Origin of the sequence: Citrobacter sp. Cf088 (genome assembly GCF_030334295.1) — a bacterium.
GTDB classification, from domain to species: domain Bacteria; phylum Pseudomonadota; class Gammaproteobacteria; order Enterobacterales; family Enterobacteriaceae; genus Citrobacter; species Citrobacter freundii.
In genome coordinates, this window is record NZ_JAOWEE010000019.1 from 65,519 (window position 1) to 78,476 (window position 12,958).

A 12,958-nucleotide genomic window follows, 5' to 3' on the forward strand; every position below is an offset into this window, starting at 1 on the left:
GAACTGAATCGATACCGGAAAAGGGTGCTCAACTTTTTTTCGTTCAATGGTATCCTCGGCACACTTGCGCCAAATACGGCATCATTATTTGTGGCGGTGTTGATTTTTATCGTGGAGGACTCATGCAAGGCGTTAAACGTATCATTATGACGTTGTTTCTCGCTGTCCTGTCTTTTGGCGCAGGTGCGCATCCCCACAGCTTTATTCATCTGAAAACCGAAGTTGTGAGCGAAAATGATCGGTTCGTCGCGCTAAAAATGCGCTGGACGATGGATGAAATCACGTCGGCGGATCTGCTTTACGACGCGGGGAATGCTAAACCTGGTGATGAAATTTGGAAAAAACTGGCGGCGGAAGTGATGGCCAACGTTCTCGGGCAGCACTATTTCACCGAAGTGTGGCACGATGGGAAAAAGGTAAAGTTTAAAAACAGACCGACGGAATATGGCATGGCGCGTGAAGAACACCAGGCGGTGCTGACGTTCGTTCTGCCGCTGGCCGAAGCTCAACCACTGAGCGGTCAAAAATATACTATTTCAACCTTCGATCCGACCTACTACGTCGATATGAGCTATGACAAAGACAGCGACGCCTGGCTTTCGCAGACCATAAGCCAGCAATGCCATATTTCAGTGCATACGCCAACGCCGAATGAACACATGTTGAGCTTTGCGCAGTCGCTGGATAAAGAAGACGCACCGCCGGAGGATATGGAGTTGGGTAAACAGTTTGCACAGACGGTGACGCTGCAATGTCAGTAGTTTATCAACAACGCGCAGCCAGACGCCGTTGGCTCACGCTATGGCCGCTGGCGGTCTTTTTGTTGCTGGCGACAGGCGGGGTGCTGTGGTTGTGGCAGGCCTGGCCTCAGGTAATGATGCACAGTGTCGTCTGGCAGCGTGACGTTAACCAGCAGATGAGCGGGTTGCTGAAAGCGGTTGCCGCGAACCCCACACGTGCGGGCGGATCTCTGCTGTTGTTTAGCTTTATATATGGGGTATTGCACGCATTGGGGCCGGGGCACGGCAAAATCGTCATCACGACCTGGCTGGCGACGCATCCGTCGAAGCTCAAGTCGAGCATTGGGCTGACGCTGGCGTCTTCCCTATTGCAGGGGCTGGTGGCAATAGGACTGGTGGTTGTAGTGCTCACGGTGCTGCAAATGCCTGCCCGACAGCTGCATATGAGCAGTTTCTGGCTGGAGAAAGGAAGTTATGCGCTGGTTGGCGTGTTGGGCGTTTTATTGTGTGTCCGTGCGCTGAAGAAATTGCGCCAGCTGCTGATGCGCCCGAAATTCACCGCCTTTACGCCGCGCCATGTGCATCACGAGGGCTGCGGCTGCGGGCATCAGCATTTGCCCAAGCCGGAACAACTGCAAAGCGGCGATGACTGGCGCGCCCGGTTGATGATTATTCTCTCTATGGGCATGCGTCCCTGCTCTGGCGCAATTATGGTGCTGCTGTTCAGTAAAGTGGTTGGCGTCTTTAGCTGGGGTATGGCGTCGGCGTTGGCGATGGCGGCAGGAACCTCTTTGACGATTACGTCACTGGCTTTGCTGGTACATAGCTTTCGCTCATTGGCGGTGAAAATTAGCGGGCATAAAGCGCCGGTGCTGTGGCGACAGATTGGCTGGACGACGCTGGCGTTAGCCGGTGGTGCGGTGCTTATTGTTGCTGCGGTAGTGATGTGGATGAGCGCGGTGCCGGTAGGGCGAGGGATAAGACCATTTTAGGTTAGTGAGCGGAATGGTATGACTTGTAGGCCGGATAAGACGCGAAAGCGTCGCATCCGGCACCACAGCAGATTAACGCTTCAGCGCATCGCTCAGTTCGTCACGCATGTTAGCCAGCATGGCTTTAACAACGCGCGGGTTACCTGCAACGATGTTGCCGGTTGCCAGGTAGTTATGACCACCGGTGAAGTCGCAAACCAGTGCGCCAGCTTCACGTGCAATCAGCTCACCTGCTGCGAAATCCCATGGTTTCAGACCGATTTCGAAGTAACCGTCAACGCGCGCAGCGGCAACGTAAGCCAGATCCAGCGCAGCAGAACCTGTGCGGCGGAAGTCAGCGCACTCGGTAAACATTTTGCCAAGAATTTTCATGTAAGAAGCGGCGTGCTGCTTCGCTTTGAACGGGAAACCGGTGGCGATGATGGTGCCGTCCAGATCGCGGGCGGTGCTGCCACGCAGACGATAGCCGTTCAGCTGTGCGCCCTGGCCGCGAGTGGCGGTGAACAGTTCGTTACGCATTGGATCGTAAACAACGGCGACTTCAGTACGGCCTTTAATGCGTACTGCGATAGATACCGCGAAGTGCGGCAGACGTTTTACGAAGTTGGTAGTGCCATCCAGTGGATCGATAACCCATTGAACATCCTGATCTTCACCTGCGTGCTCACCGCTTTCTTCGGTGATGATGGTGTGCTGTGGGTAAGATTTGCGAATAGTTTCGATAATAATCGCTTCGGCGGCTTTATCGACGTTAGTCACGAAATCATTGCTGCCTTTCTGGCTGGTTTCTACAGAGTCTGGGGTTTCGTAGTGTTTGGCAATTACATTACCCGCCTTGCGCGCTGCGCGCACGGCGATGGTCAGCATCGGATGCATCGGTCTCTCTCACTGGATGTTAAAGAACGGGAAAACGGCGCAGAGTATAGCAGCGAGTTCGGAATATGTCTTCGTTTTATGATAATATGCCCGAATAATCTTTAGCCGAAGAAATACAATGCTGCAAAATATTCGAATCGTGCTGGTGGAAACCTCTCACACTGGCAACATGGGCTCTGTAGCCCGCGCAATGAAAACCATGGGTTTAACTAATCTGTGGCTGGTAAATCCACTGGTTAAACCGGACTCTCAGGCCATCGCTTTGGCGGCAGGTGCCAGCGATGTGATCGGCAGCGCGCAGATCGTCGATACTCTTGATGAAGCGTTGGCAGGTTGCAGCCTGGTAGTTGGCACCAGCGCGCGCTCCCGTACGCTACCGTGGCCGATGCTGGATCCGCGTGAATGCGGTTTAAAAAGCGTCTCTGAAGCGACGAATTCGCCGGTGGCGCTGGTGTTTGGCCGTGAACGTGTTGGCCTGACGAATGAAGAACTGCAGAAGTGCCATTACCACGTCGCTATTGCCGCGAACCCGGAATACAGCTCGCTGAACCTGGCGATGGCGGTGCAGGTCATCTCTTATGAAGTGCGCATGGCCTGGCTGGCAACGCAGGAAAGCGAGAAGACCACAGAATACGAAGAAGCTGAGTACCCGCTGGTCGATGATTTAGAGCGTTTTTACGGTCATCTGGAACAAACGCTGCTGTCGACCGGGTTTATCCGTGAAGGGCATCCGGGACAGGTGATGAATAAGCTGCGCCGTCTGTTTACGCGCGCGCGTCCTGAGAGCCAGGAGCTGAACATTTTGCGCGGAATTTTAGCTTCAATTGAGCAACAGAATAAAGGCAAGTAAACGTAACGCCTCCGGCAAGTAAAAATGGCACTGAAGGTTAAATACCTGACTAAATTAGTCAAGTAAATAGTTGACTGATTTAGTCGGGAATGTCAGACTTGCCCCTGCTATGCAATACCCCCATTTTACAATAAAAAACCCCGGGCAGGGGCGAGTTTGAGGCTAAGTAAGACATGAGACTGACATCAAAAGGGCGTTATGCCGTGACCGCAATGTTGGACGTTGCGCTCAACTCCGAAACGGGCCCGGTACCGTTGGCTGATATTTCTGAACGTCAGGGAATTTCCCTGTCATATCTGGAGCAGCTGTTTTCCCGTTTGCGTAAAAACGGTCTGGTTTCCAGCGTACGTGGACCAGGCGGCGGGTATCTGCTGGGTAAAGATGCCGGCAGCATCGCAGTAGGTGAAGTAATCAGCGCTGTGGACGAGTCTGTAGATGCGACCCGTTGCCAGGGCAAAGGCGGTTGTCAGGGCGGCGATAAATGCCTGACCCACGCGCTGTGGCGCGATCTGAGCGATCGTCTGACCGGTTTCCTCAACAACATTACGTTGGGCGAACTGGTAAATAATCAGGAAGTTCTGGATGTGTCTGGTCGCCAGCATACCCATGACGCTCCACGCACTAATCGTGCTCAAGACGCGATCGACGTTAAGTTACGCGCATAATAAAAGTATTTTAGAATCAGGCCGGGGTGTTACACACCCCGTTAACACGGTCGTACATCCAGCCGGTTGCCTGATTCCTTGCATTGAAGCGATGTACGGAGTTTATAGAGCAATGAAATTACCGATCTATCTCGACTACTCCGCAACCACGCCGGTGGACCCGCGTGTTGCCGAGAAAATGATGCAGTGTCTGACCCTGGACGGAAACTTTGGTAACCCAGCGTCTCGTTCACACCGTTTCGGCTGGCAGGCTGAAGAGGCGGTAGATATCGCCCGTAACCAGATTGCTGACCTCGTGGGCGCTGACCCGCGTGAAATCGTCTTTACTTCCGGTGCGACTGAATCCGATAACCTGGCGATTAAAGGTGCAGCCAACTTTTATCAGAAAAAAGGCAAGCACATCATCACCAGCAAAACCGAACACAAAGCCGTGCTGGACACCTGTCGTCAGCTGGAGCGCGAAGGGTTTGAAGTCACCTACCTCGCCCCGCAGCGTAACGGCATTATCGACCTGAAAGAACTTGAAGCGGCAATGCGTGACGACACTATTCTCGTGTCCATCATGCACGTGAATAACGAAATCGGCGTGGTGCAGGATATCGCGACTATCGGCGAAATGTGCCGTGCGCGCGGCATCATCTATCACGTTGATGCGACCCAGAGCGTGGGCAAGCTGCCTATCGATCTGAGCCAACTGAAAGTTGATCTGATGTCCTTCTCCGGCCACAAAATCTACGGTCCGAAAGGTATCGGTGCGCTGTACGTGCGTCGTAAACCGCGTATTCGTATTGAAGCGCAGATGCATGGCGGCGGTCACGAGCGCGGTATGCGTTCCGGTACGCTGCCTGTGCACCAGATCGTCGGCATGGGTGAAGCTTACCGTATCGCTAAAGAAGAGATGGAAACCGAGATGGCGCGCCTGCGCAGTCTGCGTAACCGTCTGTGGGACGGCGTGAAAGATATGGAAGAAGTGTATCTTAACGGCGATCTCGAGCAGGGCGCACCGAACATTCTCAACGTTAGCTTCAACTATGTTGAAGGCGAATCGCTGATTATGGCGCTGAAAGATCTGGCTGTATCCTCCGGTTCTGCATGTACTTCTGCAAGCCTGGAGCCATCCTACGTGCTGCGCGCGTTGGGGATGACCGACGAGCTGGCACATAGCTCAATTCGTTTCTCTTTAGGTCGTTTCACTACCGAAGAAGAGATTGACTACGCCATTAATCTGGTTCGCAACTCCATCGGCCGCCTGCGTGACCTTTCTCCGCTGTGGGAAATGTTCAAACAGGGCGTGGATCTGAACAGCATTGAATGGTCACATCACTAATCGGTACCGATAAGGAGAATTCAGCATGGCTTACAGCGAAAAAGTAATCGATCATTACGAGAATCCACGTAACGTGGGTTCTTTTGACAACAGCGACGAGAACGTGGGCAGCGGCATGGTGGGTGCACCAGCCTGTGGCGACGTGATGAAGTTGCAGATTAAAGTCAACAATGAAGGTATCATTGAAGACGCGCGTTTCAAGACTTATGGCTGCGGTTCCGCTATTGCTTCCAGCTCTCTGGTTACCGAATGGGTAAAAGGGAAATCTCTGGACGAAGCACAGGCGATTAAAAACACCGATATCGCCGACGAGCTTGAACTGCCACCGGTGAAAATTCACTGCTCTATTCTGGCTGAAGACGCGATTAAAGCCGCGATTGCGGATTACAAAAGCAAACGTGAAGCAAAATAATTAAGAGTTGAGGTTTTATTATGTCGATTACCTTAAGCGACAGTGCAGCAGCGCGTGTAAATACCTTCCTGGCAAACCGCGGTAAAGGGTTTGGTCTGCGTCTGGGCGTGAGAACCTCCGGCTGCTCAGGTATGGCCTATGTACTGGAATTTGTTGACGAGCCGGCGGCTGAAGATACCGTGTTTGAAGACAAAGGCGTTAAAGTTGTGGTCGACGGTAAGAGCCTGCAATTCCTCGACGGTACGCAGTTAGACTTCGTCAAAGAAGGTCTGAACGAAGGGTTTAAGTTTACTAACCCGAACGTGAAAGACGAATGTGGATGCGGCGAAAGCTTCCACGTGTAACGCGCTTACCGATAACCCCACCGTGGTCGCCTGCGCGTGGGGTTTGTTTTACCTGACTCTCTGGTTTTGCTCCCGTGAACAACAGAGAATCGATGCCCTGAGAATGTTATGGACTACTTCACCCTCTTTGGCTTACCGGCCCGTTATCAGCTCGATACTCAGGCGCTGAGCCTACGTTTTCAGGATCTACAACGTCAGTATCATCCTGATAAATTTGCCAGCAGTTCCCAGGCGGAACAACTTGCTGCGGTTTCGCAGTCCGCCACTATCAACCAGGCCTGGCAAACGCTGCGTCATCCTTTGATGCGCGCCGAATACTTATTGTCTTTACACGGCTTTGACATCCGTAGCGAGCAGCACACGGTGCGCGATACCGCGTTTCTGATGGAACAACTGGAGCTGCGGGAAGAGCTGGACGAAATTGAACAGGCAAAAGACAGTCAACGTTTAGATGCGTTTATGCAACGCGTCAGCGAAATGTATAACGTTCGTCATCAACTGATGGTGGAACAGCTGGATAGCGAGACGTGGGACGCAGCGGCAGATACCGTGCGTAAGCTGCGTTTTCTCGATAAACTGCGAAGCAGTGCAGAACAACTCGAAGAAAAACTGCTCGATTTTTAATTTCCGGAAGCGAAAATGGCCTTATTACAAATTAGTGAGCCTGGTCTGAGCGCCGCGCCGCACCAGCGTCGTCTGGCGGTAGGTATCGATTTAGGCACCACCAACTCCCTGGTTGCGACCGTACGCAGCGGCCAGGCCGAAACGTTGGCAGACCATGAAGGTCGCCACCTGTTGCCGTCAGTGGTTCACTATCAGCAGCAGGGTTATTCTGTCGGTTACGATGCCCGCGCCAATGCTGCGCTGGATACGGCAAACACCGTCAGTTCGGTAAAACGCATGATGGGCCGCTCTCTGGCGGATATCCAGGCGCGTTACCCGCATCTGCCATATACGTTCCAGGCAAGCGAAAACGGCTTGCCGATGATTGAAACCGCTGCCGGATTGCTTAATCCGGTGCGTGTCTCCGCGGATATTCTGAAAGCGCTGGCCGCGCGGGCAACCGAATCACTGTCCGGCGAACTGGACGGCGTGGTAATCACCGTTCCGGCTTACTTTGACGATGCACAGCGTCAGGGGACCAAAGACGCCGCGCGTCTGGCGGGCCTGCACGTATTACGTCTGCTGAACGAACCGACCGCAGCAGCGATAGCCTATGGCCTGGACTCCGGTCAGGAAGGCGTGATCGCGGTCTACGATCTTGGCGGCGGTACTTTTGATATTTCTATTCTGCGCCTGAGCCGCGGCGTGTTTGAAGTGCTGGCGACCGGCGGTGATTCCGCGCTCGGCGGCGACGATTTTGACCATCTGCTGGCCGATTATATTCGCGAGCAGGCTGGCGTGGCCGATCGTAGTGATAACCGCGTACAGCGTGAACTGCTGGATGCCGCGATTGCCGCGAAAATCGCGCTTAGCGACGCTGATTCTGTAACGGTTAACGTGGCGGGATGGCAGGGTGAAATCACCCGTGAAACCTTTAATGAACTCATTTCCGCACTGGTCAAGCGTACGCTGCTGGCCTGCCGTCGCGCGCTGAAAGATGCGGGCGTGGAGCCGCAGGATGTGCTGGAAGTGGTGATGGTCGGTGGTTCAACTCGCGTGCCATTGGTGCGTGAACGCGTCGGTGAATTTTTTGGCCGTACGCCGCTGACTTCTATTGACCCGGACAAAGTGGTCGCTATTGGTGCGGCAATCCAGGCAGATATTCTGGTCGGAAATAAACCGGACAGCGAAATGCTGCTGCTGGACGTTATCCCGCTGTCCCTGGGACTGGAAACCATGGGCGGTCTGGTGGAGAAAGTGATCCCACGTAACACCACGATTCCGGTGGCGCGCGCGCAGGACTTTACCACCTTTAAAGATGGCCAAACCGCGATGTCCATTCACGTAATGCAAGGCGAGCGTGAGCTGGTGCAGGACTGCCGTTCACTGGCGCGTTTTGCGCTGCGCGGCATCCCGGCATTGCCAGCTGGCGGCGCGCATATCCGCGTGACCTTCCAGGTGGATGCCGATGGCCTGCTGAGCGTCACCGCCATGGAAAAATCCACCGGCGTTGAGTCCTCAATTCAGGTCAAACCGTCCTACGGTCTGACCGACAGTGAAATCGCCTCCATGATTCAGGATTCGATGAGTTTTGCCGAGCAGGACGTTAAAGCCCGTATGCTGGCAGAACAGAAAGTCGAAGCGGCACGCGTACTGGAAAGTTTATCCGGTGCGTTGAACGCTGATGCCGCGCTGTTAAGCGCCGCAGAACGTCAGGCTATCGACACCGCCGCCGCGCATTTGAGCGAGGTTGCACAGGGTGACGATGTTGACGCGATAGAACAAGCCATTAAAAACGTAGACAAACAAACCCAGGAATTCGCCGCTCGCCGCATGGACAAGTCCGTCCGTAGCGCGCTGAAAGGCCATTCCGTGGACGAGGTTTAATATGCCAAAGATTGTTATTTTGCCTCATCAGGATCTCTGTCCCGATGGCGCAGTTCTGGAAGCTGAGACCGGCGAAACCATTCTTGACGTTGCCCTGCGTAACGGTATCGAGATTGAACACGCCTGTGAAAAATCCTGTGCCTGCACAACCTGCCACTGCATCGTACGTGAAGGTTTTGATTCTTTGCCGGAAAGCACAGAAGAAGAAGACGACATGCTGGATAAAGCCTGGGGACTGGAGCCGGAGAGCCGTTTAAGCTGTCAGGCACGTGTCACCGAGGACGATTTAGTGGTCGAAATCCCACGTTACACAATCAATCATGCACGTGAGCATTAACAGAGGGTAGTATGGGACTGAAGTGGACCGATAGCCGTGAAATCGGCGAGGCGCTGTACGACGCGTTCCCCGATCTCGACCCCAAGACCGTTCGTTTCACCGATCTGCACCAGTGGATCTGTGACCTGGAAGAGTTCGATGATGATCCACAGGCATCGAACGAAAAAATCCTTGAGGCCATTTTGCTGGTCTGGCTGGACGAAGCCGAATAAGTCAACGGGCTGCCCACGGGTGGCCCGTTTTCCTGTATGCGCGAAAATAAGGATAAATAAAATGACAGAAGCCATGAAAATTACGCTTTCCACGCAACCCGCTGATGCCCGCTGGGGTGAAAAGGCGACATACAGCATTAATAATGATGGCATTACCCTGCACCTGAACGGAAAAGATGACCTCGGCCTTATCCAGCGCGCCGCCCGTAAAATTGACGGCCTGGGTATTAAACATGTCCAACTGGATGGTGAAGGCTGGGATACTGAACGTAGCTGGGCGTTCTGGCAGGGCTACAAAGGACCAAAAGGCACCCGCAAAGTTGAGTGGGCCGCTCTGGATGAGGCGCAGCGCAAAGAGCTGGATAACCGCCTGAAAATTATTGACTGGGTGCGCGATACCATTAACGCTCCGGCAGAAGAGCTGGGCCCGGAACAGCTGGCGCAACGCGCAGTAGACCTGCTGTGCTCGGTTGCCTGCGATAACGTCTCTTACCGCATCACTAAAGGCGAAGATCTGCGCGAGCAGAACTACATGGGACTGCATACCGTAGGTCGTGGCTCCGAACGTCCTCCGGTACTGCTGGCGCTGGATTACAATCCAACTGGCGATAAAGAAGCCCCGGTTTATGCCTGCCTGGTGGGTAAGGGAATTACTTTTGACTCCGGCGGTTACAGCATCAAGCAAAGCGCATTTATGGACTCGATGAAGTCTGATATGGGCGGCGCGGCAACGGTGACCGGCGCGCTGGCGTTCGCCATCACCCGTGGTCTGAACAAGCGCGTGAAGCTGTATCTGTGCTGTGCGGATAACCTGATCAGCGGCAACGCCTTTAAACTCGGCGATATCATTCACTATCGCAACGGTAAAAAAGTTGAAGTAATGAATACCGATGCCGAAGGACGACTGGTACTGGCCGATGGCCTGATCGACGCCAGCGCGCAAAAACCAGAATTGATCATTGATGCCGCCACGCTGACCGGCGCGGCGAAAACTGCGCTGGGCAACGATTACCATGCGCTGTTTAGCTTTGACGATCAACTGGCTGCCCGTCTGCTGGCAAGCGCGGCGCAAGAAAACGAGCCGTTCTGGCGTCTGCCGTTGGCAGAGTTCCACCGTAGCCAGCTGCCGTCTAACTTTGCCGAGCTGAATAATACCGGCAGTGCGGCCTATCCGGCGGGTGCTAGCACCGCGGCGGGTTTCCTGTCCCATTTCGTGGAAAACTATCAGCAAGGCTGGCTGCACATCGACTGCTCTGCAACCTATCGCAAAGCGCCAGTTGAGCAGTGGTCTGCGGGCGCAACTGGTCTGGGTGTGCGCACGATTGCAAATCTGCTGACCGCGTAATTTATGACTGTATGGCCGGATAGCGTTTTGCGCATTCGGCCTACACGTACTCATCCAATTTGTGGTTCTTATGTCTGAAACAAAAAACGAATTAGAAACCCTGCTTGAGCAAGCGGCGACAGAGCCTGCGCATCGTCCGGCATTTTTCCGTACTTTACTGGAGTCTACCGTCTGGGTGCCGGGTACTGCCGCAGAAGGCGAGGCGGTGGTTGAAGACAGCGCCCTCGATCTTCAGCACTGGGAAAAAGAAGACGGCACCACCGTGATCCCGTTCTTCACCTCCCTGGAAGCTTTGCAGCAGGCGGTTGAAGATGAGCAGGCATTTGTCGTCATGCCGGTGCGTACATTGTTTGAAATGACGCTCGGCGAAACGCTGTTTCTCAACGCGAAACTGCCGACCGGCAAAGAATTTATGCCGCGTGAAATCAGCCTGCTGATGGGGGAAGAGGGGAATCCGCTCAGCACCCAGGAAGTACTGGAAGGCGGTGAATCGCTGATCCTCTCTGAAGTCGCTGAACCTCCGGCGCAGATGATTGACTCGCTGACTACGCTGTTTAAAACCATTAAGCCGGTAAAACGCGCGTTTCTCTGCTCGATCAAAGAAAGTCCGGATGCCCAACCCAACCTGCTGATTGGCATTGAAGCCGATGGCGATATTGAAGAGATTATTCATGCCACGGGGAGTGTTGCAACGGATACGTTACCGGGTGATGAACCGATTGACATCTGCCAGGTGAGGAAAGGTGAGAAGGGCGTGAGCCACTTTATCACTGAGCATATCGCACCGTTCTACGAACGTCGCTGGGGCGGTTTCCTGCGCGACTTTAAACAGAATCGGATTATCTGAGTGAAGGAAAGCCGCCCCGAAAGGCGGCTACCTGGCTTACTTGCTCTGGGCTCTGAACGTCACGCGTGCAGAATTACCTGAGTAACTCCGATCACCGTGAAGACACAATGCACCAGATACAACAAGCACGATACAGAAGTATCGTATCTTCATTGCGCGGTCCATGCGAAGACCGCATCACGACAGCACCACTGGCGATAATGCCGTGATAGCAAGCACTGATGTACGCTTGCATATACGGCCATGGGACATCCTTTCCTGAAACCAGTGCCCGCTTGCGAGGCGGCGAAAAGGGCCGGAAAAGATAATACCTCAAATAGTGAATAGTTTCGCCGCTAATTAACTTGACATTCACTCCCTTAAAAGGGACTATTTGCCCACTGATGTACGCTTGCATTGCTATGGTGACATAGCCTGCTGGAAAGGCCGCGAACCGGACCAGCACAAAAAAACCGCTCATTTGAGCGGTTTTTTTGTGGACGAAAAAGATGAATAAATCAGATTTTATTTAGCCTCAGATGGTTCTACCGGTAAATCGTTACGCGCTCCCCACTCGCTCCATGCGCCGTCATACAATGCGACGTTAGAAACGCCCAGCGTGGCAAGTGCCAGCACCACGACGGCAGCCGTTACGCCGGAGCCGCAACTGGCAATAATAGGACGGTCAAAGCTCACGCCGTGGCTGAAGAAAATAGCATCCAGTTCATCGGTGGTTTTCAGTTCGCCGTCACGAACCAGCTCTGTCCAGGGTACGTTAAGCGCACCCGGCACATGACCACGTTTCAGACCTGGACGCGGCTCATCAACTTCGCCATTAAAACGCGCAGCCGGACGGGCATCGACGATCTGCGCCGTTTTTTCATGACTGGCCAGCAGTACATCGGTAACGCGCACTACTGCGTCAGGCGTATAGGCCACGTTAAATTCACCTTCAGGTAAATCCTCATCGCCTTCCTTGAGCATTAGATCATCGCGCTTCCAGCCTGCCAGACCGCCCGCCAGAATGGAGACATTTTCGACGCCAAATGTCCGCAGCATCCACCATGCGCGTGGCGCGGAAAACAGATTACCGTCATCGTAGATAACCAGATGCTTATCTTGATCAACGCCCAGTTCGCGCATCGCAACGGCAAAAGCTTCCGGGCGCGGCATCATATGCGGTAGCGGTGAGGTATGATCGGAAAGCGCTTCAATATCAAAAAAGACTGCGCCAGGAATATGGCCCGCACGATACTCCTCGCCAACATCGCGATCTTCCTGTCCTGGAGGTGCCATCCGGGCATCAAGAATTTGTATTTCCGGGTCGTCAATGTGTTCGGCAAGCCAGTCGGCAGCGACAAAGAAGGCGGTGGTCATAGGCATCTCCATTTTTACCAGGTTTTGGCAAATTGTCGGATGTTTACCGTAAAGCGACAAGTAAAACAGGCTGATTTGTCAGGTGAATCCACATTAATCACTAAAATTAAGACAACGTTGTTCAGTTACTGACTTCCACCGCCGGAAATCTGACGCATAATAGTT

General features: G+C 53.6%; 16 protein-coding genes. 13 read left to right on the forward strand and 3 right to left on the reverse strand.

Annotated elements, in window-relative coordinates; translation table 11 throughout:
• Nucleotides 1–122: 122 nt before the first annotated feature.
• Both OGV71_RS00860 and OGV71_RS00865 read left to right on the forward strand, forming a co-directional pair.
• Entirely contained in the window at nt 123–761 is a 639-nt protein-coding gene (locus OGV71_RS00860) for a DUF1007 family protein (RefSeq protein WP_204584394.1), read from the forward strand.
• Nucleotides 752–1,732: a nickel/cobalt transporter gene (locus OGV71_RS00865; RefSeq protein ID WP_204583362.1), complete on the forward strand. Its 981-nt coding sequence runs from the start codon at nt 752–754 to the stop codon at nt 1,730–1,732. The genes OGV71_RS00860 and OGV71_RS00865 overlap by 10 nt, the downstream gene beginning before the upstream one ends.
• Nucleotides 1,733–1,804: 72 nt before the next feature.
• Here OGV71_RS00865 and suhB read toward each other — a convergent pair whose 3' ends face one another.
• Nucleotides 1,805–2,608, reverse strand: a complete 804-nt coding sequence (suhB, locus tag OGV71_RS00870) for an inositol-1-monophosphatase (RefSeq protein WP_003037670.1) — start codon at nt 2,606–2,608, stop codon at nt 1,805–1,807.
• A gap of 118 nt (nt 2,609–2,726) precedes the next feature.
• On the opposite strand from suhB, the gene trmJ reads away from it, so the two are divergent.
• The 11 genes from trmJ (at nt 2,727) to sseB (ending at nt 11,437) form a co-directional block, all read left to right on the forward strand.
• Entirely contained in the window at nt 2,727–3,458 is a 732-nt protein-coding gene (gene trmJ / locus OGV71_RS00875) for a tRNA (cytosine(32)/uridine(32)-2'-O)-methyltransferase TrmJ (RefSeq protein ID WP_048218399.1), read from the forward strand.
• A 173-nt stretch (nt 3,459–3,631) separates the two neighbouring features.
• Nucleotides 3,632–4,123 (forward strand): Fe-S cluster assembly transcriptional regulator IscR, encoded by a 492-nt coding sequence (iscR, locus tag OGV71_RS00880; RefSeq protein ID WP_003037674.1) that lies wholly within the window; start codon nt 3,632–3,634, stop codon nt 4,121–4,123.
• A gap of 112 nt (nt 4,124–4,235) precedes the next feature.
• On the forward strand, nt 4,236–5,450 hold the full coding sequence (gene iscS, locus OGV71_RS00885) for a cysteine desulfurase (RefSeq protein WP_003037677.1): 1,215 nt from the start codon (nt 4,236–4,238) through the stop codon (nt 5,448–5,450).
• A gap of 25 nt (nt 5,451–5,475) precedes the next feature.
• Nucleotides 5,476–5,862 carry a Fe-S cluster assembly scaffold IscU gene (iscU, locus tag OGV71_RS00890; protein ID WP_002913991.1) on the forward strand — a complete coding sequence of 129 codons (387 nt, stop codon included), beginning with the start codon at nt 5,476–5,478 and terminating at the stop codon, nt 5,860–5,862.
• Between the two features lie 20 nt (nt 5,863–5,882).
• Nucleotides 5,883–6,206 (forward strand): iron-sulfur cluster assembly protein IscA, encoded by a 324-nt coding sequence (iscA, locus tag OGV71_RS00895; RefSeq protein WP_003037681.1) that lies wholly within the window; start codon nt 5,883–5,885, stop codon nt 6,204–6,206.
• A gap of 108 nt (nt 6,207–6,314) precedes the next feature.
• Nucleotides 6,315–6,830 carry a co-chaperone HscB gene (gene hscB, locus OGV71_RS00900; protein ID WP_003037683.1) on the forward strand — a complete coding sequence of 172 codons (516 nt, stop codon included), beginning with the start codon at nt 6,315–6,317 and terminating at the stop codon, nt 6,828–6,830.
• A 15-nt stretch (nt 6,831–6,845) separates the two neighbouring features.
• On the forward strand, nt 6,846–8,696 hold the full coding sequence (gene hscA / locus OGV71_RS00905; protein WP_003838439.1) for a Fe-S protein assembly chaperone HscA: 1,851 nt from the start codon (nt 6,846–6,848) through the stop codon (nt 8,694–8,696).
• Nucleotide 8,697: 1 nt separating this feature from the next.
• The gene (fdx, locus tag OGV71_RS00910) at nt 8,698–9,033 is read left to right on the forward strand and encodes an ISC system 2Fe-2S type ferredoxin (RefSeq protein ID WP_003037690.1); all 336 of its coding nucleotides are present in this window, start codon (nt 8,698–8,700) and stop codon (nt 9,031–9,033) included.
• Between the two features lie 11 nt (nt 9,034–9,044).
• Complete coding sequence (gene iscX, locus OGV71_RS00915) at nt 9,045–9,245, forward strand: Fe-S cluster assembly protein IscX (RefSeq protein WP_003037694.1); 201 nt, start codon at nt 9,045–9,047, stop codon at nt 9,243–9,245.
• A gap of 61 nt (nt 9,246–9,306) precedes the next feature.
• Nucleotides 9,307–10,590 carry an aminopeptidase PepB gene (gene pepB / locus OGV71_RS00920; protein WP_005120412.1) on the forward strand — a complete coding sequence of 428 codons (1,284 nt, stop codon included), beginning with the start codon at nt 9,307–9,309 and terminating at the stop codon, nt 10,588–10,590.
• Between the two features lie 70 nt (nt 10,591–10,660).
• Nucleotides 10,661–11,437, forward strand: a complete 777-nt coding sequence (gene sseB, locus OGV71_RS00925; RefSeq protein ID WP_032937889.1) for an enhanced serine sensitivity protein SseB — start codon at nt 10,661–10,663, stop codon at nt 11,435–11,437.
• A gap of 36 nt (nt 11,438–11,473) precedes the next feature.
• Here the strand turns inward: sseB and timP are convergent, their stop codons facing one another.
• Nucleotides 11,474–11,602, reverse strand: a complete 129-nt coding sequence (timP, locus tag OGV71_RS00930; protein WP_353622287.1) for a small toxic inner membrane protein TimP — start codon at nt 11,600–11,602, stop codon at nt 11,474–11,476.
• Between the two features lie 339 nt (nt 11,603–11,941).
• Nucleotides 11,942–12,793 carry a 3-mercaptopyruvate sulfurtransferase gene (gene sseA / locus OGV71_RS00935; RefSeq protein WP_071697608.1) on the reverse strand — a complete coding sequence of 284 codons (852 nt, stop codon included), beginning with the start codon at nt 12,791–12,793 and terminating at the stop codon, nt 11,942–11,944.
• Between the last annotated feature and the right edge of the window lie 165 nt (nt 12,794–12,958).